The organism is Paenarthrobacter sp. 22069, from assembly GCF_052046035.1.
Lineage (GTDB): Bacteria > Actinomycetota > Actinomycetes > Actinomycetales > Micrococcaceae > Arthrobacter.
In genome coordinates, this window is sequence record NZ_JBQEQF010000015.1 from 96263 (window position 1) to 120211 (window position 23949).

15 protein-coding genes are annotated in these 23949 nt (G+C 67.6%); 6 read left to right on the top strand and 9 right to left on the bottom strand.

Annotation, left to right across the window (positions count from 1 at the left end; all coding sequences use genetic code 11):
- Positions 1–14: 14 nt before the first annotated feature.
- The gene (locus ACTJK0_RS13860; RefSeq protein WP_440745552.1) at positions 15–2699 is read right to left on the bottom strand and encodes a bifunctional acetate--CoA ligase family protein/GNAT family N-acetyltransferase; all 2685 of its coding nucleotides are present in this window, start codon (positions 2697–2699) and stop codon (positions 15–17) included.
- Between the two features lie 76 nt (positions 2700–2775).
- Between ACTJK0_RS13860 and ACTJK0_RS13865 the strand changes: the two genes are divergently transcribed.
- Entirely contained in the window at positions 2776–5286 is a 2511-nt protein-coding gene (locus tag ACTJK0_RS13865) for a DNA topoisomerase IV subunit A (protein ID WP_110544538.1), read from the top strand.
- A 9-nt stretch (positions 5287–5295) separates the two neighbouring features.
- Positions 5296–5814: a DinB family protein gene (locus ACTJK0_RS13870; RefSeq protein WP_110544540.1), complete on the top strand. Its 519-nt coding sequence runs from the start codon at positions 5296–5298 to the stop codon at positions 5812–5814.
- 116 nt (positions 5815–5930) lie between these two features.
- On the opposite strand, the gene cydD is transcribed toward ACTJK0_RS13870, so the two are convergent.
- The 3 genes from cydD to ACTJK0_RS13885 are packed head-to-tail and all read right to left on the bottom strand — an operon-like array spanning position 5931 to position 12056.
- Positions 5931–9395 (bottom strand): thiol reductant ABC exporter subunit CydD, encoded by a 3465-nt coding sequence (cydD, locus tag ACTJK0_RS13875; RefSeq protein WP_440745553.1) that lies wholly within the window; start codon positions 9393–9395, stop codon positions 5931–5933.
- A 1-nt stretch (position 9396) separates the two neighbouring features.
- Positions 9397–10446 (bottom strand): cytochrome d ubiquinol oxidase subunit II, encoded by a 1050-nt coding sequence (cydB, locus tag ACTJK0_RS13880; RefSeq protein ID WP_110544543.1) that lies wholly within the window; start codon positions 10444–10446, stop codon positions 9397–9399.
- 14 nt (positions 10447–10460) lie between these two features.
- Complete coding sequence (locus ACTJK0_RS13885) at positions 10461–12056, bottom strand: cytochrome ubiquinol oxidase subunit I (RefSeq protein WP_110544545.1); 1596 nt, start codon at positions 12054–12056, stop codon at positions 10461–10463.
- A gap of 257 nt (positions 12057–12313) precedes the next feature.
- On the opposite strand from ACTJK0_RS13885, the gene ACTJK0_RS13890 reads away from it, so the two are divergent.
- A complete protein-coding gene (locus ACTJK0_RS13890) occupies positions 12314–12697 on the top strand; it encodes a BlaI/MecI/CopY family transcriptional regulator (RefSeq protein WP_018769682.1) in 384 nt (127 codons plus the stop codon).
- Positions 12698–12703: 6 nt separating this feature from the next.
- Positions 12704–13696: a M56 family metallopeptidase gene (locus ACTJK0_RS13895; RefSeq protein WP_110544547.1), complete on the top strand. Its 993-nt coding sequence runs from the start codon at positions 12704–12706 to the stop codon at positions 13694–13696.
- A 44-nt stretch (positions 13697–13740) separates the two neighbouring features.
- Here ACTJK0_RS13895 and ACTJK0_RS13900 read toward each other — a convergent pair whose 3' ends face one another.
- Positions 13741–15849 (bottom strand): DNA gyrase/topoisomerase IV subunit B, encoded by a 2109-nt coding sequence (locus ACTJK0_RS13900; protein ID WP_440745554.1) that lies wholly within the window; start codon positions 15847–15849, stop codon positions 13741–13743.
- 255 nt (positions 15850–16104) lie between these two features.
- Here ACTJK0_RS13900 and ACTJK0_RS13905 point away from each other — a divergent pair, with 255 nt between their 5' ends.
- Positions 16105–16326, top strand: a complete 222-nt coding sequence (locus tag ACTJK0_RS13905) for a DUF7455 domain-containing protein (protein ID WP_018769678.1) — start codon at positions 16105–16107, stop codon at positions 16324–16326.
- Between the two features lie 217 nt (positions 16327–16543).
- Here the strand turns inward: ACTJK0_RS13905 and ACTJK0_RS13910 are convergent, their stop codons facing one another.
- The 4 genes from ACTJK0_RS13910 to ACTJK0_RS13925 form a co-directional block, all read right to left on the bottom strand.
- On the bottom strand, positions 16544–17860 hold the full coding sequence (locus tag ACTJK0_RS13910) for an RNA polymerase sigma factor (RefSeq protein ID WP_440745555.1): 1317 nt from the start codon (positions 17858–17860) through the stop codon (positions 16544–16546).
- Between the two features lie 315 nt (positions 17861–18175).
- On the bottom strand, positions 18176–19501 hold the full coding sequence (locus ACTJK0_RS13915; protein WP_110544552.1) for a DUF4192 domain-containing protein: 1326 nt from the start codon (positions 19499–19501) through the stop codon (positions 18176–18178).
- Between the two features lie 112 nt (positions 19502–19613).
- The gene (locus ACTJK0_RS13920) at positions 19614–20960 is read right to left on the bottom strand and encodes an MFS transporter (RefSeq protein ID WP_110544554.1); all 1347 of its coding nucleotides are present in this window, start codon (positions 20958–20960) and stop codon (positions 19614–19616) included.
- A 51-nt stretch (positions 20961–21011) separates the two neighbouring features.
- Positions 21012–21950, bottom strand: a complete 939-nt coding sequence (locus ACTJK0_RS13925) for a proteasome assembly chaperone family protein (protein WP_440745556.1) — start codon at positions 21948–21950, stop codon at positions 21012–21014.
- A 255-nt stretch (positions 21951–22205) separates the two neighbouring features.
- On the opposite strand from ACTJK0_RS13925, the gene ACTJK0_RS13930 reads away from it, so the two are divergent.
- A complete protein-coding gene (locus tag ACTJK0_RS13930) occupies positions 22206–23729 on the top strand; it encodes a leucyl aminopeptidase (protein ID WP_110544644.1) in 1524 nt (507 codons plus the stop codon).
- Positions 23730–23949 lie beyond the last annotated feature (220 nt).

The window sequence follows — 23949 nt, forward strand, 5'->3', positions numbered from 1 at the left end:
ACTTGCTAACCGCGTCAGCCCAGCATGGCCCTTCGGGCGCTGTCCGTGCGTTGCGCAGCGTTGCCGATCCGGACGTCCGCGGCCAGGATGGTCACCCCTGCGGTCCCGCACAGAACAGGGTTGAATTCCACCAGGGCGATCTCGGGATGGTTGTCCTTCATCCACGCCAGCCGGCCGGCAAGATCCTCCAGCGCCTGGACGTCAACGGCCGGCAGGCCCTGGTAGCCGAAGAGTTTAAGCGAGGCCCGGGGCGAACGGATGAAGTCGTGCACGTCCGCCGCGGAGAGCGGCGGCACCCGGTGCGCCCAGTCATCCAGCAGGTTGACGGCATCCCCGGCCAGGCCGAAGGAAATGACCGGGCCCAGCAACGGATCCTCGATGGCCCGGAAGGTGCAGGCCTGCCCCACCGGCGCCATCGCCTGCACTTCGAGCGCGGGGTCGCCGTAGGCTGCGAGTGCCCGCCGCATCTGCTCGATGTTGAGCCGCAGTGATTCCGCGTCCTCGATGCCAAGGCGCACGCCGCCGAGGTCCAGCCGGTGCCGCAGCGCAGGCTCGGTGGTCTTGAGCACTACGGGCCAGCCCAGGGCGTCTGCTGCCGCCACGGCCTCGTCCGGGGTGGTGAACGGTGCCGAGGGAAGGACGGAAATGCCGTAATGCCCGAGCAGGCTGGCGGCGGCCGCCGGGTCCAGCTGCTTGAGCTGCTCGCCCTCCACGTCTTCCAGCAGGGCGTCGAGCTCGGCCTCGGCCTGCCGGGGGTCGCATCCGGAAGGCTCCACGAACTGCCCCTGGTCGCGCGCGGCCCACTCGGCGTAGCGGACCACGGCTGCGAGCGCGGCAACCGCAGCTCCGGGATTGGAAAAGCACGGGACGGTGCACCCGTCGGCGCCCACCAGCCCCTCCACATGGGTGGCCGGGTCCAGGATGCCGGTGAACGCGGCAACCACCGGTTTCCCTGAACTGGCGGAACATTCCGCGAGGACCTGCGCCACGGCGTCGGCGGTAAGGCCGCGGGCAGGGAGCAGGGCGGCGACGGCGGCATGAACGGCGTCCGAGGCGAGGGCGTCCAGGAGGGCCTTCCGCAGAGCGGGCAGGGCCACCGACTGGCCGGCGTCAAGGTCGAGCCCGGAGACCACCTGCGCCACTCCCAGCCCGTGCGCGACGGCGCTGTCCGCCACCACGTTGCCCAGCGCCTGGGAGTTGCTGAAGACTGCGACGTCCGGTCCGGTGGGAAGCCGCTGGCCTGACACCACCTGCGCCACGTCCACCAACTGCTCTATGGTTTCCACACGGATTACGCCGGACTGGCGCAGCATGGCGTCCAGCGCCCCCGCCGGCGCCTGGGTGGTCCGGACGGCGTGGCCGGGAGGAAGGCGCAGCCCCATGGCGTCCGACTTGGCAACGATGACCGGTTTGGTGCGCGCCAAGCGCCGGGCAATGCGGGAGAACTTGCGGGGGTTGCCGATCGACTCCAGGTACAGGCCCACGGCGGAGGTGTCGGCGTCGTCCTCCCAGTACTGCATCATGTCGTTACCCGAGACGTCCGCCCGGTTGCCCGCGGAAAGGAGGCTGGACAGTCCCAGCCGGCGCCGGCTGGAGGCTGCGTAGAGCGCGACGCCGATCGCGGCGGACTGGGTGAACAGGCCCAGGCTGCCGCGCAGCGGCATGGTGGGCGCCATCGAGGCATTCAGTGACACACCGGGGTGGGTGTTGGCGATGCCCAGGGAGGCCGGACCGATCACCCGCATCCCGTTCGCCCTTGCCTGGCGCACCAGGGCGCGCTGCCTGAGCAGCCCGCGCTCGCCGTCGTCCGCGAATCCCGCAGAGGCGATCACCACGCCCTTGACGCCGGCGGCCGCGCAGTCCGCAACCACCCCGGGGACTTCCTCGTACGGCACGGCGATGATGGCCAGCTGCACCGGTTCCGGGACGTCCGCGAGCTTGCCGTAGGACATCATGCCCGCCAGCTCCAGCGCCTCCGGGTTGATGGCATAGACGGTGCCGTGGAAGCCGCCTTCGATGATGTGCTCCAGCAGCTGGTAGCCCACGGTGCCCCATTTGCGGCTGGCCCCGATGACGGCAACGGACGACGGCGCCAGCAGCTCCCGGACGCTCCTGGCCTCGGCGCGGTGCTCGCGGGATTCCATCACGGCACGTGATTTTTCGGTGGGGTCGATGTTGAACTCAAGGCTCACGACGCCGTCGTCGAAGTGGCGTTTGACGTCGTACCCGGCGTCGGAGAAAACCATCAGCATCTTGCGGTTCTCCGGCAGGACCTCCGCGGTGAACTTCCGGATCCCGTTTTCATGGGCGGCGGCAGCCAGGTGCTCCAGGAGGATGGAGCCGATGCCCCTGCCCTGGTGGGCGTCGGCGATGTTGAAGGCGACCTCGGCTTCTGTGGGGTCGGGCAGCCGGTCGTAGCGGCCGATGCCGATGATTTCGCCGTGGATGGTGATGACGAACGCCACCCGGTCCTTGTAGTCCACTTCCGTGAAGCGCTTCAGCTCCTTGGCGGACAACCTGGCTTTGAAGGCGAAGAAGCGCATGTAAATTGAATTCTGCGACTGCCCGGTGTGGAATGCCTGGACGGCGTCGGAGTCCGAGGGGTGGATGGGGCGCAGGTGCGCCGTTCCGCCGTCGCGCAGGACGACATCGGCTTCCCAATGTTCCGGATATTCGCCGTCCCCGGGCTGATCCACCATAGGCTTAGCCTAGCCACAAACTATCGCAGCACGCCTGCAAGGCTGCGCAGCAACCCCAGAAGGATCTACCAAACCCATGGCCCGCCGCCAGAATTCAACGCCCATCGTGGACGACAGCTACACGGAGAACATCGTCGATATCGACGTCACGTCCGAGATGCAGGGATCGTTCCTGGAGTACGCGTATTCGGTGATCTACTCCCGCGCCCTGCCGGATGCCCGGGACGGACTGAAGCCGGTACAGCGCCGCATCCTGTACATGATGAGCGACATGGGCCTGCGCCCGGACCGCGGCCACGTCAAGAGTGCGCGCGTCGTGGGTGAAGTGATGGGCAAGCTGCACCCCCATGGTGACGCCGCCATTTACGACGCCATGGTGCGCATGGCGCAGGACTTCTCGCTGCGGCTGCCGCTCATTGACGGGCACGGCAACTTCGGCTCGCTCGACGACGGCCCGGCAGCACCGCGGTACACGGAGGCCCGGCTCGCGGCGGCCGCCCTCACGCTCACCAACCACCTCGACGAAGACGTGGTGGACTTCGTTCCCAACTACGACAACCAGCTCACCCAGCCGGATGTCCTTCCCGCCGCCTTCCCCAACCTGCTGGTCAACGGCGCAACCGGCATCGCCGTCGGCATGGCCACCAACATGGCCCCGCACAACCTGGTGGAAGTCATCTCCGCTGCCCGGCACCTGATCGCCAACCCCGACGCCACACTGGATGACCTCATGCGGTTTGTCCCGGGCCCGGACCTGCCCAGCGGCGGCCGGATCGTGGGCCTGGACGGCATCCGCGACGCCTACGCCACCGGCCGCGGATCCTTCAAGACCAGGGCCAAGGTGGAGATCGAGCAGCTCTCGGCGCGCCGCACCGGACTGGTGGTCACGGAACTGCCGTACATGGTGGGCCCGGAAAAGGTGATCGAAAAGATCAAGGACGCGGTCAACGCCAAGAAGCTGACCGGCATCAGCGACATCGTGGACCTGACCGACCGCAAGCACGGGCTGCGGCTGGTCATCGAGCTCAAGAACGGCTTCAACCCCACCGCCGTGCTGCAGCAGCTCTACCGTTACACGCCGATGGAGGACTCCTTCGGCATCAACAACGTCACGCTGGTGGACGGCCAGCCGCAGACGCTGGGCCTGGTGGACCTGCTGTCCGTGTACGTGAACCACCGGATCAACGTGGTCCGCCGGCGTACCGTTTTCCGCCTGGGGAAGAAGAAGGACCGCCTGCACCTGGTGGAGGGCCTCCTCATTGCCATCGTGGACATCGACGAGGTCATCCAGATCATCCGGTCCTCGGACGAGGCCGCGGCTGCCCGTGAGCGGTTGATGTCCATCTACGACCTCACCGAGGTCCAGGCCAACTACATCCTGGAACTGCGTCTCCGCCAGCTCACCAAGTACTCCCGGATCGAACTCGAGAAGGAGCAGGACGAGCTCCGCCGCGAGATCGCGGAGCTGCAGGCCATCCTGGACTCCGAGGAACTGCTGCGCACGGTGGTGTCCGACGAGCTGGGCGCCATCGCCGAAGAACACGGCACCCCGCGCCGCACGGTACTGCTGGAATCCGAGGCCGTCTCCCCCACCGTGGCCGCAGAGCTTGCAGGAGCGAACGGCAGGAAGGCCAAAGCCGCGCCGCTGGCCCTGGAAATCGCCGACGACCCCTGCTGGGCCATCCTCAGCGCCTCCGGACAGGTGGCGCGCACCAGCAACCAGGAGCCGCTGGCCGAAGCAGGACCCCGCAGCAAGCACGACGTCTACACCTCTGTAGTGAAGACGTCGGCCCGCGGCGAAATAGCCGCCGTAACCTCGCTGGGACGCATGCTGCGCCTGCAGGTCATGGACATGCCGGTGCTGCCTCCCGTCACCGGCCTGCCCAACCTGGCCGGCGGTGTTCCGGCGAAGGATTTCCTGACCCTGGTCAAGGGCGAGACCCTGGTGGCCTTTGTCCGGCTGGACGAGGTCCTGGCCATCGGCACGGCCCAGGGCGTGGTGAAGCGCGTCCAGCCTGACTACCCGCTGAACCGGGAAGACTGGGAAGTGATCAGCCTCAAGGACAAGGACACCGTGGTGGGCGTGGCTCCCGCAGGCGAGGACGACGCCGAGCTGGTGTTCGTCACCCGGGAAGCCCAGCTGCTGAAGTTCCCGGCCTCCGCCGTCCGCCCCCAGGGACGCACGGCCGGCGGGATGTCGGGCATCAAACTCGCCGCGGGTGACCAGGTGATCTTCTTCGGTGCCGTCCAGCCCAAGGACGAGTCCGCCGTCGTGGTGACCATTGCCGGGACCAACGGCGCCCTGCCCGGAACGGCGCCGGGCACGGCCAAGGTGACAGCATTCTCCGAATACCCGGCCAAGGGCCGCGCCACGGCAGGGGTCCGGTCGCACCGTTTCCTGAAGGGCGAGGACACGCTGCTGCTTGCCTGGGCGGGGCATGGCCCGGCCAAGGCATCTTCGGCTGCCGGCGTGGCCCGGTCACTGCCGCAGGAGCACGGCCGCCGCGATGGCTCCGGCGTCCCGCTCTCCCAGGCCGTGGAAGCCGTCGGTCCGGTCATGGCGTGGACGGACGGGCCGGAGAACTAGACTGCTCCCATGCCTATCGTGCCTGATGAGAAGGACTGGACCTGGGTCCTGTCCCGCCCCTGCCCGGAATGCTCCTTCGACGCCTCCACGGCCACTCCGGCAACCGTTCCAGGGAGCATCGAAAGCATGCTCCCGCGGTGGCGGGCCGTCCTTCGCCGGCCGGGTGTGGCGCAGCGCCCCAATGATGACACGTGGTCCGCGCTGGAGTACGCCTGCCACGTGCGGGACGTCTTCGCGCTCTTCGACCAGCGGCTGAACCTCATGTTGGAATCGGACGACGCCCGGTTCGACAACTGGGACCAGGACGCCACCGCCGAGGAGAAGGACTATGCCAACTCTGACCCGTCCGTGGTGGGCGCGGAACTTGCCGCGGAAGGCCACCAGGCCGCCGAATCCTTCGCCCGCGTGCGTGAGGAGGACTGGGGACGCCGGGGGCTGCGCAGCAACGGCTCGGAGTTCACGGTCCTGACGCTCGCCCAGTACTTCCTCCACGACGTGGTCCACCACCTGCACGACGTCAACGGCTAGTTGAACCGACCCCGCTGTACTGGGCCCCTGCACTAACCCGCGGCCCCGCAGGCAAGGCTTCTGCGGGAAGGCGCAGCGTCAGCGGGAAGGCTCAGCGTCAGCGGGAAGGCTCAGCGTCAGCGGGAGGGCGCCAGGGATCCCCGCGGCTGGCCCGAGGACGCCGCAAGATCCAGCCGGGCATCGCCCGAGTGGATGTCCGCGGGGTTGTGGGTCACCAGAACCACGGTGCGGTCCTGCAGCCCCGCCCGCAGGTCCGCCAGCATGAGGGCAGCGGCCTCCGCGTCCAGGTGTGCCGTGGGCTCATCCAGCAGGATCACTTCGGCGCCGGTCAACAGGGTCCGCGCCACGGCCAGGCGCTGGCGCTCGCCGCCGCTGAGGAAGGCACCGCCCGGGCCGATCCGGGTGTCGAGTCCCGCCGGCAGCCGGCCCACAAGTTCAGTAAGTCCGACGGCGGCCAGCACGGCTTCCAGCCCACTGTCACCGTCCGTGGTTGTACCGGCCTGGGACGCATCGGCTTGGGACGGCCGGCCCAGCAGCAGGTTTCCGCGGATGGTGGAATCGAACAAGTGCGCCTCCTGCGGGCACCATGCCGCCCGGCCGGTGACCCTGGCCTGGCCCGCGGCCGGGGGCAGGAAGCCCAGGAGCACGGAGAGCAGCGTGGATTTGCCGGACCCAGATGGCCCGGTGACCGCCAGCCAGCGTCCCGGCTCCGCCACCGCATCCAGGCCCTCGAAGACCGGTGCACCGCCCGGCCACGCCGCCGCCAGGTCCACCAGCTCAACACCGCGGGCGCCGCCGTCCCGGCCCGGAACCGGCTGCAGTCCGTTAAGCCCGTCAACATCGGACGACGCGTCGCCGTCAAGGGCACCGGACTCCCCCACTTTGCGCATCACGGCGCGCAGTGCCGGGAACTGGCGCACCGCCGTCGTCATGGCCGCAAAGGGCTCCACCAGCGCGAGCAGCAGGAGGACCACCACCGCCGCGGTGGCCGGAGCCACCCTGTCGCCCAGCACCTCTGGACCGGCCAACCGGGCCGCGGCAAGGGCTGCGGTGCCGCAGCCGGCGGTGGCAAGGGCCTGGCCCAGCCCGTCGGCCCAGGCAGAGCGGCGGGAGGCCCGGGTGGCGTCCCGGTCCTCCGCCAGCAGCGCTTCGAGCACCCGCGGTGCCACCCCGTTGGCGTGCAGTTCGGCCCGTGCATCCAGTGCCGCAGCGACACGGCGCAGGACACCGGATCGCAGGGACTGCTCCACGCTGGCGGACTTGCGGTCGCCCCACAGGGCGGCAGCGGGCGCCACCAGCAGGCCACACGCGACGGCGGCAAGCACCGCGGGAACGGCGGCAGGCACCAGGACGGCCGTGGTGGCCACGGCAAGGACGGACACTGCGAGCGCAGTGACGGGCGGCAGGACTACACGGGGCAGGAGGTCGCGGATCGTGTCGACGTCGTCGATCACCGTGCCCAGAACGTTGCCGCCCTGCAACAGCCGGCGCAGCGACAGCGCGCGGCGGCTCAGTGACTCCCAGAGCCGGCCGCGCAGGCGGGTGAGCGCGGCGAAGACTGCGTCGTGCAGCAGCAGCCGTTCCCAGTACCGGAACACGGCCCGGCCGATGCCGAAGAACCGGACGCCGACGATGGCGGTCAGGAGGTAGAGGATGGGCGGCTGCTCGCTGGCCCGGATGATCAGCCAGCCGGACAAACCGGACAGCGCGACGGCGAAGACAGCCGCCAGGGTGCCGACGAACGCAGCCGCCGCGGACTGGCCGCGGACCGGGCCCAGGAGGGCGGCCAGGAGACGGGCAGTGCCTGACCCGGCCTGGGTGCTGCCGGTCCCGGTGCTGGCGGGCTGGGAGTGGGCGGACTGGGGGTGGGCGGTCCATCCAGGTGCGCCGGCGTCCGCGCTGCTGCCACCTGTGGAAGACTCAGAGAAGCTGGCGTGCAGGTTGACTATACGGGCGTGCTGCGCTGCCGCCACGGTGCCAGACGGCAGCGCCACCGGCACCAACTGGTCCGCGAGTTCCCGGGTCCGCTGGTTGTGGGCTACCAGGATCACGGTCACCTGGCCGCGCAGCCGGCGGATGGCGTTCTCCACGATGGCGGCGGAGGCGTCGTCCAGGTGCGCGGTGGGTTCGTCGAGCAGCAGGAGCGTGGCCCCGGCCTCGATCCTCGCCAGACCGCGCGCCAATGCCACCCGGCGAAGTTCGCCCGGGCTCAGCTCCGCCTGGTGCTTCCCGGCCAGGTGCCCGGCACCGGCGCGCTCCAGGCAGCGGCGGGCGGCTTCTTCGGCGGCGAACCGGTCGGGGCTGGAGCCGGAGTCCGGCGAAAGGTACAGCAGCACCTCGTCCAGGACGGTCGGTGCAACCATGACGGGATGCTGCGTCACCCAGGCCACGCTGCGCCGGTCCAGGCCGCTGATGGATCCGGTGATGCTGGTCCCCCCACCGGCGGCGATGGTTCCGGCCAGTACGCCGAGGACCGTGCTTTTGCCGGCGCCGCTGGGGCCGTCCAGGGCGGTAATCCTCTCCTGCGGGGCGGTGAAGGTCAGGGGCCCGACGGCGGCGGTGGAGCGCCCGGCATAGGTCACCGTGAGTGCGGTGACCTCGAGCGGAGCACCCGGCCTGCCGGCCTTGGCGGCGGGCAGCGGCACCGGTTGCTGCGCATTAGTGACGGCGGTGGTTTCCGCCAGGGCCACCCTGCCGTCGTCGCTGGCGTGGTGGGCGGTACCCAGCTCACGCAGCGGGAGGTAGCAGTCCGGCGCCAGGAGGAGCGCCAGCAGGCCTGCCTCCAGCGGCATGTCCCCGTGGACCAGCCGGACTCCGATGAAGACGGCCACCACGGCCACGGAGATGGTGGCGATGAGTTCCAGTGCCAGCGCGGACAGGAAGGCGGTCCGCAGGGTGCCCATGGTGCGTGAGCGGTACTCCTCTGAAATTTCCTCGAGGGCCTTGCGCTGGGCGGTGGCCCGTCCCAGCCCCACCAGGACCGGCAGGCCCTTGGCGAGCTCGAGCATGTGCGCCGACAGCCGTGCCAGCGAGGCCTGCGCCTGGCGGACGCTGTCCTCGGTGTACCGGCCGATCAAAACCATGAACACCGGGATCAGTGGCACCGTCAGCACAATGACCAGCGCGCTCACCCAGTCGGCGAAGAGGATCCGCGCCCCCAGCAGCAGCGGAACGGCAGCACAGTTGACCAGGGCGGGAAGGAACTGGGTGTAGTAGCTGTCCAGCGCGTCCAGGCCACGGGTTGCCAGGACCGCCAAGCCGCCGTCGCCGGGACCGGAAGTCCGGACGCCGGTGCGTAGTGCCCGCTCGAGCAGTTCGGCCCGGAGTTCTTCCTTCACGCCCAGGGCTGCCCTGCGGGCGGCCACGGCCTGCCCCCAGACCGTCAGGGAGCGGAGCACGACGCCGGCAAGTCCGGCGGTCAGCTGTGCGTCCCAAGCGGGGTTTCCCGCCGCCAGGCCGGCCAGGACGGAGGCCATGGCCTGGCCGATCAGGACCAGGGACAGGGCCTTGAGCGCGGCGAGGAATCCCAGCCAGTAGATGGCTGAACGGGTGGCCGGACCGGCGGGAAAGGTTGGCCGCATGTCAGCCCTTGGTGGTGAACGCCTTGGCGGCCACGGCCGGGAGGAAGCTGTGGGCTTCCGGGATGTGGGCTGCGCTGACACGGCGGCGGAAGACCCAGTAGGTCCAGGCCTGGTACGCGATCACCAGCGGAAGCCCAAATGCTGCCACGATGCTCATCAGTCCCAGGGTGTAATCCGAGGAGGAGGCGTTGGAGATGGTCAGGTCAAAGGCACTGTCCAGCGTGGAGGGCAGCACCACAGGGAACACGGCCCCGAAGATGGACGCGGTGCCCAGTACCAGGAAGGCGCCCAGGGCCAGGAAGGACCGGCCTTCGGAGCCGTTGCGGGCCAGCAGCCAGGCGGTAACGGCGGCAGCAACGGCCAGGGCGACGGTGGCCCAGGTCCAGGGCTTGCCGTCCATGAACTGGATGGCGAGGGCCCACGCCGCGATGGGCAGGAGCAGGACCGGAAGGAGCCGCACGAACCACTGGCGGGCGCGGTGCCGCACGTCCCCGTCCGTCTTGAGGGCCAGGAAGGCGAGGGCGTGCAGGAGCGAGAATCCCACCACTGCCGCCCCACCCAGGAGGGCGTAGCCGCTGAACCAGGCCATGGGGCCGCCTTCACGGTCGCCGTTGGCGTTCAGGGGCAGGCCGGTGGTGGTGAGTGCCAGGGCGGCGCCCACGCCGAAGGCGGCGAAGAAGGAACCCAGGGCAATGGCCCAGTCCCACCGGTTCCGCCACGTGTCCGTGTCCACCTTGCCGCGGTATTCGAAGGCCACAGCGCGGAAGATCAGGGCCAGCAGGACCACCAGCAGCGGCAGGTAAAGCGCGGAGAACAGCGACGCGTACCAGAGCGGGAACGCGGCGAACGTGGCCCCGCCGGCGGTCAGCAGCCAGACTTCGTTGCCGTCCCAGACAGGTCCGATGGTGTTCAGCAGCACCCGGCGCTCGGTGTTGTTGCGGGCGAAGAGCTTCATCAGCATTCCGACGCCCAGGTCGAAGCCCTCCAGGAAGAGGTAGCCGGTCCACAGCACCGCGATGGCGATGAACCATATGGTGGGAAGCAGTTCCATTGTTTGTTCCTCTGCTAGTAGGCGAAGGCCAGGACGTCGTCGGCGGGTTTGGTGTCGCCGGGACCCGGCGTTTCGTCCTCGTTCTCGTCCGCCGGTGCGTGGCCGAGTTCGGGCATCGCGGAGACCACGCCGCCGCGGACGTACTTCACCAGCAGCTTCACTTCAACCACCAGCAGGACGGCGTACACGGCGGTCAAGGCCACCAGCGAGGCGATGAGTTCGCCTGCCGAGACGCCCGGGGATACGGCGGCCGCGGTGAACATGAACACCTGGTCGATGCCGCTGGGATCCGGGTTGGGTGCCACGACGAAGGGCTGGCGGCCCATCTCGGTGAAGATCCAGCCCGCGGCGTTGGCACCGAAGGGCGCCATGATCCCGAAAACGGCCAGGCGCATCAGCCACCGCGACTCCGGCACGGTGCCCCTGCGGGTGAGCCAGAGCGCCACCAGTGCCGCCAGGGCAGCCAGGCCGCCGAAGCCGATCATCATCCGGAATCCCCAGTAGGTGACCTCCATGACGGGCACGTACTGGATTTCCTGGCCCGCGCGATCACCGTAGATCGGGTTGTCGGGCAGGTTGCTGCCGTAGTTGGCCTTGTACTCGGGCAGCAGGCTGTTGACGCCCTTGACTTCGGTGGTGAAGTCACCCTTGGCAAGGAAGGACAGGATGCCAGGGACCTCGATGACTGCCACGACGTCGTCGCAGTTCTTCGATCCCACATTGCCGACGCTCAGGACGGAGAAGCCGGTGCCGTCGTGGCAGGCGGCTTCGGCGGCGGCCATCTTCATGGGCTGCTGCTGGAACATGAGCTTGCCCTGCAGGTCACCGGTCACGGCAGTGCCGGCGAACGAGATCATGGCCACCACGGCGCCGATCCGCAGGGAACGGATCCACACGTGGTGGTCCACCCGGTCACGCCCCGGGATGTGCGCGTCTTCACCCGGGATGACCCGGCCGTCGGCACCCACCGTGTCAACGCCGTCGTGCCGCCTCCGCCACAGGTGGTACCAGGCGATCCCCAGCAGGAAGCCGCCGGCCACGGCGAGGGCGCCGAACAGGGTGTGCGGGACGGCCACCAGGGCCGTGTTGTTGGTGAAGACGGCCCACGCATCGGTCATGACGGGCCGGCCGTTGATCATTTCCACGCCCACCGGGTGCTGCATCCAGCTGTTCGCCACGATGATGAAGTAGGCGGAGAGCGCCGATCCAATAACTGCCACCCAGAGGCACGCGAGGTGGATGGCGGGCTTGAGCTGCTTCCAGCCGAAGATCCACAGGCCCAGGAAGGTTGACTCAACGAAGAAGGCCAGCAGGGCCTCAAGGGCCAGCGGAGCGCCGAAAACGTCGCCCACGAAGCGGCTGTATTCGCTCCAGGCCATGCCGAACTGGAATTCCTGCACGATGCCGGTGGCCACACCCATGATGAAGTTGATGAGGAACAGCTTTCCCCAGAACTTGGTCATGCGCAGGTATTCCGGTTTGCCGGTTCGGTACCAGGCGGTCTGGATGACGGCCACCACCAGCCCCAGGCCGATGGTCAACGGCACCATCATGAAGTGGTAAACGGTGGTGATGCCGAATTGCCAGCGTGCGATTTCCAAGGCGTCCATGGCGGTCCCTACTGTGAGCCAATGCAGTTCTTCTACAAGCCGTAGAACTCTAACTTCTACACAGTGTAGAACAAGAGGACACGTGGGTGATAACCGCCCCCCTTCATAAGGATGGCGCGGCAACGCCCGGCGCGCCACATGTTCTACCCGGTGTAGAAGGTTGGCCGGTTTCGGGGTAGATTTGATGAGTAGTTGAACACCGCGTGATGTCACCGGCGCAAACAGCGTCCGGTGCGGGGAAATAAAGGAAAAGTGCAATGGCTAGTCTTGGTGAACTGGAACGGGCAGTGATGGATCTGCTCTGGGCGGGCCAGGAAGCGGCTACGGCTAATACCCTGCGGGACCAGCTGGCGCGTACGTCGGCGGCCCAGGGCGGACCGGGCCATGAAGGCAAGGAACTGGCCGTTACAACGGTACTGACCGTTCTCTCCCGCCTGGAGAAGAAGGGCCTCGTGGAGCGCGAGCGTGGAACCCGCCCGCACCGCTACCAGGCAGTGTCCAGCCGCGCGGACCATACCGCGGAACTCATGCATGAGGTCCTCGGCTCAGCGCCCGACCGCGAGGCCGTCCTGGCCCGCTTCATCGGGTCCGTGTCCGAAGGTGAAGCCGAGACGCTGCGCAAACTGCTGGGTCACCTCTAACCCACCATGTTCTGGGCCTCGTACCTGCTGGCGGTCCTGGCGATCATCCTGGCCTGGCCGGTGCCGGTCCTGCTGTCACGGGCGCAATGGCCGGCCAGGTCGCCGTTCACGGCGATGCTGCTGTGGCAGGCCATCGCCCTCGCCGGTGGGTTGTCCATGATCGGCGCCATGCTGGTGTACGGCCTGGAACCCGTCGGCGACAACCTCATCGCGGGGCTCCGCGCCCTTGCCGGCATGGTGCTGTTCAATGCACCCACCACGGCCCTGGGATTCTGGCACATCTTCGCCCTGTCCGCGGCTGCCCTGCTCACAGCCCACCTGGTCTTCACGCTGCTGCTGACCTACTACAAGATCCAGCGGCAGCGGCGCCGGCACCGCGAGCTGCTGGCGCTCCTGGCATCACCGTCGGGCCAGGACGCGGGTACCCTGGTCATCAGCCACGACTCCCCCGTTGCCTACTGCCTTCCGGGCGGTGCCCGCTCCGTGACGGTCCTCTCCGATGGCCTGATGGCAGCCCTGGAACCGGCCGAGTTGCGTGCCGTGCTGATTCACGAGAATGCGCACCTGAGCCAACGGCACCACCTGCTGCTCTGGGCCTTCGCCGCGTGGCGCCAGGCCCTCCCCTGGCTGCCCACCACCCGGCTTGCCCAGGAATCGGTGAACTCGCTGATTGAGATGCTGGCCGATGACGTGGCGCTCCGGACCGAGAGCAAAGCGACCCTCATTAAGGCCATCGCCATCGTTGCCAGCGGTTCAGCGGGTCCCGCCGGCGGCGGCGACATCCGGCCTTCCTCCCCCAGCCTGGCCCTGTCCGGGCTTGAGGCGGCATCCGGCGGACCGGGCTCCGACGCCGTCCGGACAGCGGCATCGCGGGTCAGCCGTCTCCTGACGCCGCAGCCCCAGCTCCCGGCTGCCATCCGCGGCGCGGTCCTGGCGGGGTCAGTCCTGCTGTTGGCGCTGCCCACCGCCCTCCTGGTGGTTCCGGGCCTGCTGGGCTGACGCCTTCGGGATTGTTCTGACGCCTTCAGGCTCGGCCGACGCCGTCAGGCGTCGATGCGTTCCCGGTCCAGGCTCGATGCGCCGGCAATGATGAAGTCCTTGCGCGGGGACACATCCGAGCCCATCAGAAGGTCAAAGATCTCCTCCGCCTGCTGTGCGTTTTCGATCCCCACCTTGCGCAGGGTCCGGTGCCGCGGGTCCATGGTGGTCTCGGCCAGCTGCTCGGCATCCATCTCACCGAGGCCCTTGTACCGCTGGATGGGCTCCTTGTACCGCTTGCCTTCCTTGGCAAGGCGCGCCAGCAGCACGTGGAGTTCGGCCTCGGAGTAGGTGTAGATCATCTCGTTGGCCTTCTGGCCCGCGTTGATCACCTCCACCCGGTGCAGCGGCGGAACCGCGGCGAACACCCTGCCATCGAGGATCATGGGCCGCATGTACCGGAAGAAGAGGGTCAGCAGCAGGGTGCGGATGTGGGCTCCGTCGACGTCGGCGTCCGTCATGAGGATCACCTTGCCGTACCGTGCCGCGCTGATGTCGAAGCTCCGGCCGGACCCGGCACCCACCACCTGGATCAGGGCGGCGCATTCGGCATTGGAGAGCATATCCCCCACGGATGCCTTCTGGACGTTCAGGATCTTGCCGCGGATGGGCAGCAGCGCCTGGAAATCGGAGGAACGGGCCAGCTTGGCGGTGCCCAGCGCGGAGTCACCTTCCACGATGAACAGTTCGGAACGTTCGACGTCGTCCGTCCGGCAGTCGGCCAGCTTGGTGGGCATGGAGGACGTTTCCAGCGCGTTCTTGCGCCGTTGCGTTTCCTTGTGCACCCGCGCCGAGATGCGGGACTTCATCTCGTTAACGATCTTTTCCAGCAGGAGGGACGACTGGGACTTGTCGTTCTTGTTGCTGGAGGTCAGCTTGGCTGAGATTTCCCGCTCCACCACGCGGGCCACGATGGCGCGGACGGCGCTGGTGCCAAGGATTTCCTTGGTCTGTCCTTCGAACTGCGGTTCGGCGAGCCGGACGGTCAGCACGGCCGTCAGGCCTGCGAAGATGTCGTCCTTTTCGATCTTGTCGTTTCCGGCCTTGAGCTTGCGGGCGTTGGCCTCCACGGCTTTCCGGAACGTCTTGACCAGGGCCTGCTCGAACCCCGACTGGTGGGTGCCGCCCTTGGGAGTGGAGATGATGTTGACGAAGCTGCGCACGGTGCTGTCGTAGCCGATGCCCCAACGCAGGGCCACGTCCACCTCGCAGTCCCGCTCAACTTCGGCGAGCTGGCTGTGCCCGCGCTCGTCAAGGACCGGGACCGTCTCCTTGAACTTGCCGGAGCCGTGCAGCCGCCACACGTCGGTGACCGCAGGATCCACGGCAAGGAACTCGGCGAACTCGGAGATGCCGCCGTCGTGGTGGAAGACCTCCTCATGGGGGCCGCCCTCGCCCGGGGTGCCCGCGAGCCTGCGCTCGTCCCGGACGGTGAGCTTGAGGCCGGGCACCAGGAAGGACGTCTGCCGCGCGCGGGCAACCAGGTCGTCATAGGAGAACTTCGCGTCGGGGGTGAAGATCTGCCGGTCAGCCCAGTACCTGATCCTGGTGCCGGTCACTCCGCGCTTGGCCTTGCCCACGACGTCCAGCACGGAGTCGTCGACAAACGGCGTGAACGGCGCCGCCGGATCCAGCTTGGACCCGGTGTCCTTGAACCGTCCGGGTTCGCCGCGGCGGAAGGACATCCGGTACGTCTTGCCGCCACGGTCCACCTCGACGTCCAGCCGTGCGGAGAGGGCGTTCACTACGGACGCGCCGACGCCGTGGAGGCCGCCGGAGGCGGTGTAGGAGCCGCCGCCGAACTTGCCGCCGGCGTGCAGTTTGGTGAAGACCACTTCGACGCCGGTGAGACCGGTTTTGGGCTCCTTGTCGATGGGAATGCCGCGGCCGTCGTCATGGATCTCCACGGAGTTGTCCGCGTGCAGGATGATCCGGATGTCATGCCCGAAACCGGCCAGGGCCTCGTCCACGGAGTTGTCGATGATTTCCCAGAGGCAGTGCATGAGTCCGCGCGAGTCGGTTGAGCCGATGTACATGCCCGGGCGCTTGCGGACGGCTTCGAGGCCTTCCAGGACGGAAAGGTGCCGCGCGGTGTACTCAGAGCTGGGTGCCACTGTTGATGAACTCCTTCAGGGACGTCGAAGCGGTGCGGGACCGCATCTTCTAGGGTAGTCGGCGGCAGCCCCGGCGGTCGTCTGCCACACCCTCCGGCGGGTGTGCGCCACGCCACCAGGGGCCGTGATGTGCGGAACTGGGAAATTCTTGACCGAACCTTGTGGATACGCGCACAGCGAACTTGCCCCATCCTTGCGATGGTTTGGATACGAATACTGGTTATATAGATGTACTGATCTACTAAGGAGGCCGACATGACAACAGCAGTGGCAGACCGCACACTAAACGCACTCGACCGGTGCGACCGTTGCGGAGCTCAGGCATATGTCCGGGTTGTACTCGAGTCCTCCGGCGGTGAGCTGCTGTTCTGCGGCCACCACGCGCGTGCAGTCGAGGCGACGCTCAAGCCCTTGAGCTCCGGCTGGCACGACGAGACGGGAAAGCTTCACGAGAAAGCTGCCGTCGAGATCGACTAGATGAGGCATCGGTAACAGCGACCCCGCGGGACCCTTCCATTACGGAGGGGTCCCGCAGGCGTTTAAGGGACTGCCGGCTTCCATGCATGGATGAAGAAGGGNTCCGGAACGGCCCTTTGCGTCTTGCCCTGCTTGTTTTGAGCAGTGCTTGTTTTGAGCAGTGCTTGTTTTGAACAGTGCTTGTTCAGGAGCAGTGCTTGTCGCGTCGTCCCTGGGATTAGTCCAGGTAGTCCCGCAGCACCTGCGACCGGGAGGGGTGGCGCAGCTTGGACATGGTCTTTGATTCGATCTGGCGGATCCGTTCGCGGGTCACGCCGTAGACCTTTCCGATTTCGTCTAAAGTCTTCGGCTGTCCGTCGGTCAGGCCGAACCGCATGGCGACCACGCCGGCCTCGCGTTCGGAGAGGGTGTCCAGCACGGAGTGCAGCTGCTCCTGCAGGAGGGTGAAGCTCACGGCGTCGGCCGGAACAACGGCCTCCGAGTCCTCGATCAGGTCGCCGAACTCGGAATCGCCGTCCTCGCCCAGGGGCGTGTGCAGCGAAATCGGCTCGCGGCCGTACTTCTGGACCTCGACGACCTTTTCCGGAGTCATGTCCAGTTCCAGCGCCAGCTCTTCCGGCGTGGGTTCGCGGCCGAGGTCCTGCAGCATTTGCCGCTGGACACGGGCCAGCTTGTTGATGACCTCAACCATGTGGACAGGGATTCGGATGGTGCGGGCCTGGTCGGCCATGGCACGGGTGATTGCTTGCCGGATCCACCACGTGGCATATGTGGAGAACTTGAAGCCCTTGGTGTAGTCGAACTTCTCGACGGCACGGATCAGGCCCAGGTTGCCTTCCTGGATCAGGTCCAGGAAGAGCATGCCGCGGCCGGTGTAGCGCTTGGCCAGCGAGACCACCAGGCGGAGGTTGGCTTCCAGCAGGTGGTTCTTGGCGCGCTTGCCGTCATGGATGATGAATTCCAGTTCACGCTTGTACTTCGGATCCATGGAACCGTCGTCGGCAGCGATCTTTTCTTCGGCAAACAGGCCGGCCTCGATCCGCAGTGCAAGGTCGACTTCCTGCTCGGCGTTGAGCAGTGCGACCTTACCGATCTGCTTGAGGTAGTCCTTGACGGGGTCGGCCGTGGCACCGGCCGACATGACCTGCTGCACGGGGGCGTCATCATCGTCTGCGTCAGAGTAGACGAAGCCCTTGCCGCTGCCGGCGGCACCCTTGACGGGATCGGCGTCAGCATCCTCGGGTGTCTCCGGGCCTTCTTCGAGGACGATGTCGTCGAGGTCTTCCTCGACGTCTTCGACCTCGTCCGGATCAACATCGGTGCCGGACTTTCCGGCAGCTTCCGCTGCGGCCTTGGCACCGGGCTTGGGCCCACGCTTCTTGGGCTCGCGCGTGCCGTCCGCTGCAGTCTTGCCGGCCGAGGCCTTGTTGGCTGCACGCGTGGCTGCCCGCTTGGCATTGGTCGCGGCCTGCTTCTCCTCAGGGGACAAGACATCCTGGGCGGCGGAATCCTTCTTCGTGGAAGACGGGGTCACAGAAAACCTTTCTAGCGGTGGTCTGTGGAATCACCATACGGGCAACACCACTATGACCCTGTCAAGTCCGTGGTGAAAACCAAGCGCCACCACGGCCGGCAGAGTCACTTAAGACAACTCCCGGAGCGGCTGTAATGTTCCCTTGCGGGGACGTTTACAAGCACTCGATACACGGACCCAACCGGGTCTCGGCATCCATTGTCTCATGATTTGCCCGGATCCGGCCTCCCCATCCGTCATCCGTTCCCCTCGGCGCACCCGGGCCTGCTCCACCGGAGTGGTCCGGGGCCGGGTTCAGGGCCGGCAGCCGTCCGCCTAGAGCACTTCCTTCTCCCCCGGCTCCCCTGCGGGATCGGCCTGGAATTTCTGCCAGGCCGCTTCCTTCCGTGCAGCCCAGCCGCAGAGCGTTCCCCTGCCCACGAGGTCCAGCAGAAGTTCTGCAAGGCGGCAGCCCGGCTCCAGTTCGAGGGCCCCGCCCAGGTACGCCGCTGCATAGGACCCCCGGCCCCGGCACCACGCCACCCACCCGCGGAGCGTCAACGCGGCAGCAGCCGCACGCCCGCCAAGGACGGCAAGTTCGCCGAGGATCCGGTCCAGGACGCCCAGGGCCGCCCAGTCGGGAACGTCGGGTGCCACCCCCATCAGGACCTCCCCATAACCGGCGGGAACCCGGCTGGAAACAGGGCCGGCAGTCCCCCTGCGCCGCGCCGCGGGCGCGAATTCCCGCACGGCATTGGGCTGCCCTTGTTCCGCAGGCAGCCGCCGGACCGGCCGGGTGGTGGGAGCCAGCAGCGGAGGCAGCAGCGGGGAGGCATCACCGGTCTCCCCACCCCAATCTTCAAAGATCCCGAACTGTTCGGCGCCGGCCAGGGCAGCCTGCTTGCCGGCGGCGGCCATCACCATCACGGCGTCGCGCCAGGCGGGCACCAGCAGTGTGGCGCGAAGGAAGGCATCCCGCTCAACATCCGCTGTCCAGGGCCGGTCTTCGGCTCCGGCCAGCAGTTCCCCCCAGGCATCCAGCACGGCATTGAACTGCGCCCTGTTCCTGGTCCGCCCGGCGAGGTCCTGCTCCCAGGCAGCCTGGGCTTCGCGGACGGCTGCCAGGTGCATGGAGGGGACGGCGGCTGTGGGCCTGCTGTTGGCACGGGGCGCCGGGCCCACGCTGCTGCCCCGGTACACCATCTCGGTGTTGAGCATGCTGTCCCTGATGACCTGGACCGGACGCCCGTCGGGAGGGCAGCAGGATGAATCGGCGCACCATGCGTCCCGCCAGTAGGCGTCGCCGACGTACCAGGCGTCGCGGACCGGCAGTCCGGCCTGGTCCAGGACGGACTCCACCACGGACAGCAGGAGGTCATAGGCCGACGGCGCAGCCATGCCTGCGTCGGTGGTAAAGACGGCCAGCAGCGCGCCGTCCGCATCCTGGTCCGACTCCAGGTAGCGGCGGACGGCACGGGCGAAACCGGAGGGTTCGGCGAGTCCGTCAGGGCCGGGGAGGTCAAGGCGCAGCGTGGCGCCCAATGTTGTGCCGTGCAGGGTCATGGCCACCAGGCTTGAAACCGGCCAGTACCCCAGGGAATGGGGAATGAAGCCGAGAATGTCTTCCGGCCCTCGGATTGTCAATCGTTCTGGAGCTGTCATGGCTCCAGCATTGGCCCCGGCTCTTCTACACAGAAGGCAGCCCGGAGCGTAAGTGGACAAGTCCGGCCAGGCATGGCTGAAATCAGCGCAAGGCGCGGCTGTGGAGGAGCAGTCAGTCGCCCGGGGAGATTTTCTGTCGGCGGCGTGCCAGGTTTTCCCGGCGCTGCCGGGCGAGGGCGCTGCGCAGCGGCGGCACCACGATCCCCTGTGCGGCCATCTGCCGGCGCACCTTACGCCGGGCGGCGAGGAGGGCGCCGGCGCCGAAGGCAAGCAGCAGGAACTGGACACTCAGGGCAAGCCGGAAGGGAGCCAGGCCGTACAGTACCCCCTGCGAGAACCCGGTGGCGTACAGCACGTCGAGAACCAGGCCAATGAGGAAGATGGACACCAGGGCCGCAATAAAGCCGCCAACGTTGACAATCCCGGTGGCAGTACCGATCCGGTGTGCAGGATTGAAGGTCCTGGCGAAATCGAAACCGATCATGGAACCGGGGCCGCCCACCGCGAGCACCACCACCAGGCCGGCCAGCAGCCACAACGGCGCACGTCCGGGCAGCAGCAGCACCGCGGCCCAGGCTGCGGCGGTGGCGCCGGCGATCAGCAGCACCATGGTCGAGCGGCGCAGCGGATGGCGCGACACAAAGCGTCCAATAAAGGGTCCCACCGCCATGGCCGCCGCCACGTACAGCGCCATGAGGGCGGCGACGGTGCCCGCGTCCAGGCCCTGCCCCGAGATCAGGAACGGATAGCCCCAGGTCATGGCGAACACGGTGCCGCTGAACTGGATGGTGAAATGGCTCCACATGCCCAACCTGGTGCCGGGCTGTCGCCAGGCGCGGGCCAGCGAGGCGCCAGTGGCCCGAAGCCCCTGCCGGGCGTGCGGGCGTTCGGTGCCGGGAGGAGCATCCTGCAGCAGCAGGAGGACTAGGACGACGGCGAGCCCGGACATCCCGGCCAGCATCAGGAACGCGGTGGTCCAGCCGGACAGGTGCAGTACCAAAGCGAAGGGCAGGACACTGAACAGCTGCCCCAGCTGGCCCGACATGCCGGTCAGCTGGGTGACCAGCGGGACCCGGGCGGGCGCGAACCACAGCGGGATGAGCCGGATCACCGAGATAAAGGTCATCGCGTCGCCGGCCCCTACCAGCACACGGCCCAGCACTCCCCCGGGAATGCTTTCGGCGAAGGCCAACTGCAGCTGTCCCAGCCCCATCAGGACGGCGCCGCCGGCGATCATGGCCCGTGAGCCGAAGCGGTCCACCAGCAGGCCCACAGGGATCTGGAGGCCGGCGTAGACCAACAGCTGCAGGACGGTGAAGAAGGAGATAGCTGAGGCCGTGGCGTGGAACCGCTCGGTGGCTTCGAGCCCCACCACGCCGAACGAGGTCCGCTGCGCCACGGCCACCAGGTACCCGAAAATTCCAATGGTCCAGATAAGCCAGGCGCGGGGTGCAGTCACCCCTTTATTATGCCCGGCGGGGCGCCCGCACCCCTGCGGCTGTGAGCGGCGTTACTGCCCGGGGTTTTCCCTGGCCAGGTAAGCCTCCACTGCGGCGCCAAGGTCATCGGCGTCCGGGAGTTCATCGTTTTCGTTCGCCAGGAGAGACCGGCGCACCATGCCGTCCGCCTTCTCGTCGTACCGGGTTTCGAGGCGGGACACCACCTGCTGGACCTCCTCGGAGGCCTCAATCTGTTCCGCGATCTGGCGGCTGACCTCGCGGCCGGATTCGCGGAGCCGGTCGGTGGGGAGCATCAGGGAAGTGGCTGCGCCCAGGTATTCGAGCCCGGCAACGGCGGCGGTGGGATACTCCGCTTCCGCCAGGTAGTGCGGAACGTGGATCACGTAGCCGGCCACGTTGCGCCCGGCCTCAACGAGGCGGAGCTCCAGGATGTGCCCGACGGCGGCGGGAACCTCGACGGTCGGCTTCCACACGGAGATGCCCTCGATCAGTTCCGGCCTGTTGCCATGCACCGTGACGCCCACGGGCCGCGTGTGCGGAACAGGCATGGGGATGGAGTGGATCCAGGTGACCAGGTTGACGTCGAGCTTCTCCACGATGTTCACCACGGCCCGGGAAAACCGCTCCCACTGCAGGTCCGGCTCGAACCCTGCCAGCAGGAGGAACGGCTTCCCGAGGCCGTCCACCGGGCGGTAGAGGGCCAGCCGGGGCTCCTGGTAGTCCTGGATATGGTCCTCGACGAACGTCAGGTGCGGCCGGCGCGACCGGTAGTCGATGAGCTGGTCGGCGTCGAAGACCGCGACCGGCTGGGCGTCGAGGGTGTCCAGCAGTTCGGCGTTGATCTGCTTGACCACGTGGCCGGCGTCGGCGAACCCGGTGAAGCCCATGACCATGTTCAGCCCGCGCAGTTCGGGGCTGTGGAACAGCTCGATGTTGCTGGCGTAGAGCGCGTCGGGGTCCAGCAGGGAGCCGGAAATCCGTTCAAGCACGGCATGTTCCTTTCAGGGGTACGGGCGGACATCATGCATAACGCGGCAGGGGCGGCCGGCATTCCGCGGCACGATGTGGTGCACATCTCAGGAAATTCTCCCGCTGCGCCGGGGAAAGGCTACGATCGGAACTGGCCTGCCAGGCGGGCCTGCACGCACCCGGGAACCGTCCGGAACGGCCGGATCCGGGACCCTTGGCAGAGCGCCCAACATGCATCCCTGCCCGAACGTTTCGAGAATCGAGGACTCATCCCTGTGGTCAAGAATACTGAAATCAACCTTAGTACCGTCTCGCGGGACCTTAAGAGGAACCCCAGCGATGCAGTGGTTATCGGGGTAGGGCAGGGAAGCGACGGGCCCGTCCTGCTGGAGAACCCGCTGACGGCGAAGTCCGCGGAGGCCCTCGCCGGCTCACTCAAGGGGCTCGGCGTGACGGGCGCCGCGGACCAGCTGGTCCGCCTGCCCGGCCTGCCCGAAACCGGAGCCGGCATCCTTGCCCTCGCCGGGGTGGGCAAGGTTTCCGCTTCAGAGCAGCCAACGGGCGAGTCACTGCGCAGGGCGGCGGGATCCGCGGTCCGCCAGTTGGCAGGCCTGGCCACGGTCACCCTGGCATTCCCGACGGCGACCGTCCAGGACGTCGCGGCCGTGGCGGAGGGGGCTGCGCTGGGCGCCTACTCCTTCGCTGAATTCCGGTCCTCCACGGACGGGCTCAAGGATCCGGTCCGCAATGCCGTTGTCTTCACGGAGCTGGCAGCCAACGGGGACCTGGACGCGGCGCTGAAGCGTGCCGAGCTGGTGGCCAGGGCCGTCAACGCCACCCGGTCCCTGGTCAACACCCCGCCAAGCCACCTGTACCCCGAGTCATTTGCCGAGGCCGCCAAGGACCTCGCCAAGGGCCTTCCCGTAAAGGTCACCGTCTGGGACGAGAAGCGCCTCGAGAAGGAAGGCTTCGGCGGCATCATGGGCGTGGGCAAGGGCTCCACCCGGCAACCACGCCTGGTGAAGGTCGAATACTCCCCTGCCAAAGCCACCGCAAAGATTGCCCTGGTGGGCAAGGGCATCACGTTCGACACCGGCGGCATCTCCCTCAAACCGGCCCTGAACATGGGCGACATGAAGAGCGACATGGCGGGTGCCGCCGTCGTCCTTAATACTGTCCTGGCCCTCGCCGGTCTGGGCCTGCCAGTCAAGGCGACCGCCTGGCTGTGCATCGCGGAAAACATGCCCGGCGGCGGGGCATCGCGCCCAGCCGACGTCCTGACCATGTTCGGCGGCAAGACGGTGGAAGTCCTCAACACCGATGCGGAGGGCCGGCTGGTCATGGCGGACGGCATCGTCGCCGCAAGCCGCGAATACCCGGACGCCATCATCGACGTGGCCACGCTGACAGGGGCACAGCTCATCGCCCTGGGCAACCGCACTGCCGGCGTCATGGGATCCGAAACGGTCACCGGGGCACTCAAGGCAGCAGCCGACCGCGCGGGCGAACTGGTTTGGCCCATGCCCCTGCCTGAGGAACTGCGTCCCAGCCTGGACTCGCAAGTGGCGGACCTGGCCAACATCGGCGAACGCCATGGCGGCATGATGACGGCCGCCGTGTTCCTGCGCGAGTTTGTGGGTAAGGACAAGGCGGGCGAACAGATCCCCTGGGCGCACATCGACATCGCGGGACCGTCCTTCAATAACGGCAGCCCGTACGGCTACACCCACAAGCAGGGCACCGGATGCACCGTCCGTACCCTGGTTGCGTACGTCGAGGACCTCCTGGCCGCCGCCTGAGCAGCCGCCCCGGCGGGGCGGCAGGCCATGTCACGCGGCCTTGCGGCGCAGGTGATCCCTGTGCCACAAAGCCGCGTGACACTGGACACAAGCGCTCCACAAACGCAGTGCCAAGGTGGAGCATGGATAGGTGGTTCGCTAAGGTGAACCACGGTAGTCACAAATGCAAGAGAGTTGCCCTGCTGACATAATCACGGCAGTGCAAGTTCCAAGACCAGAT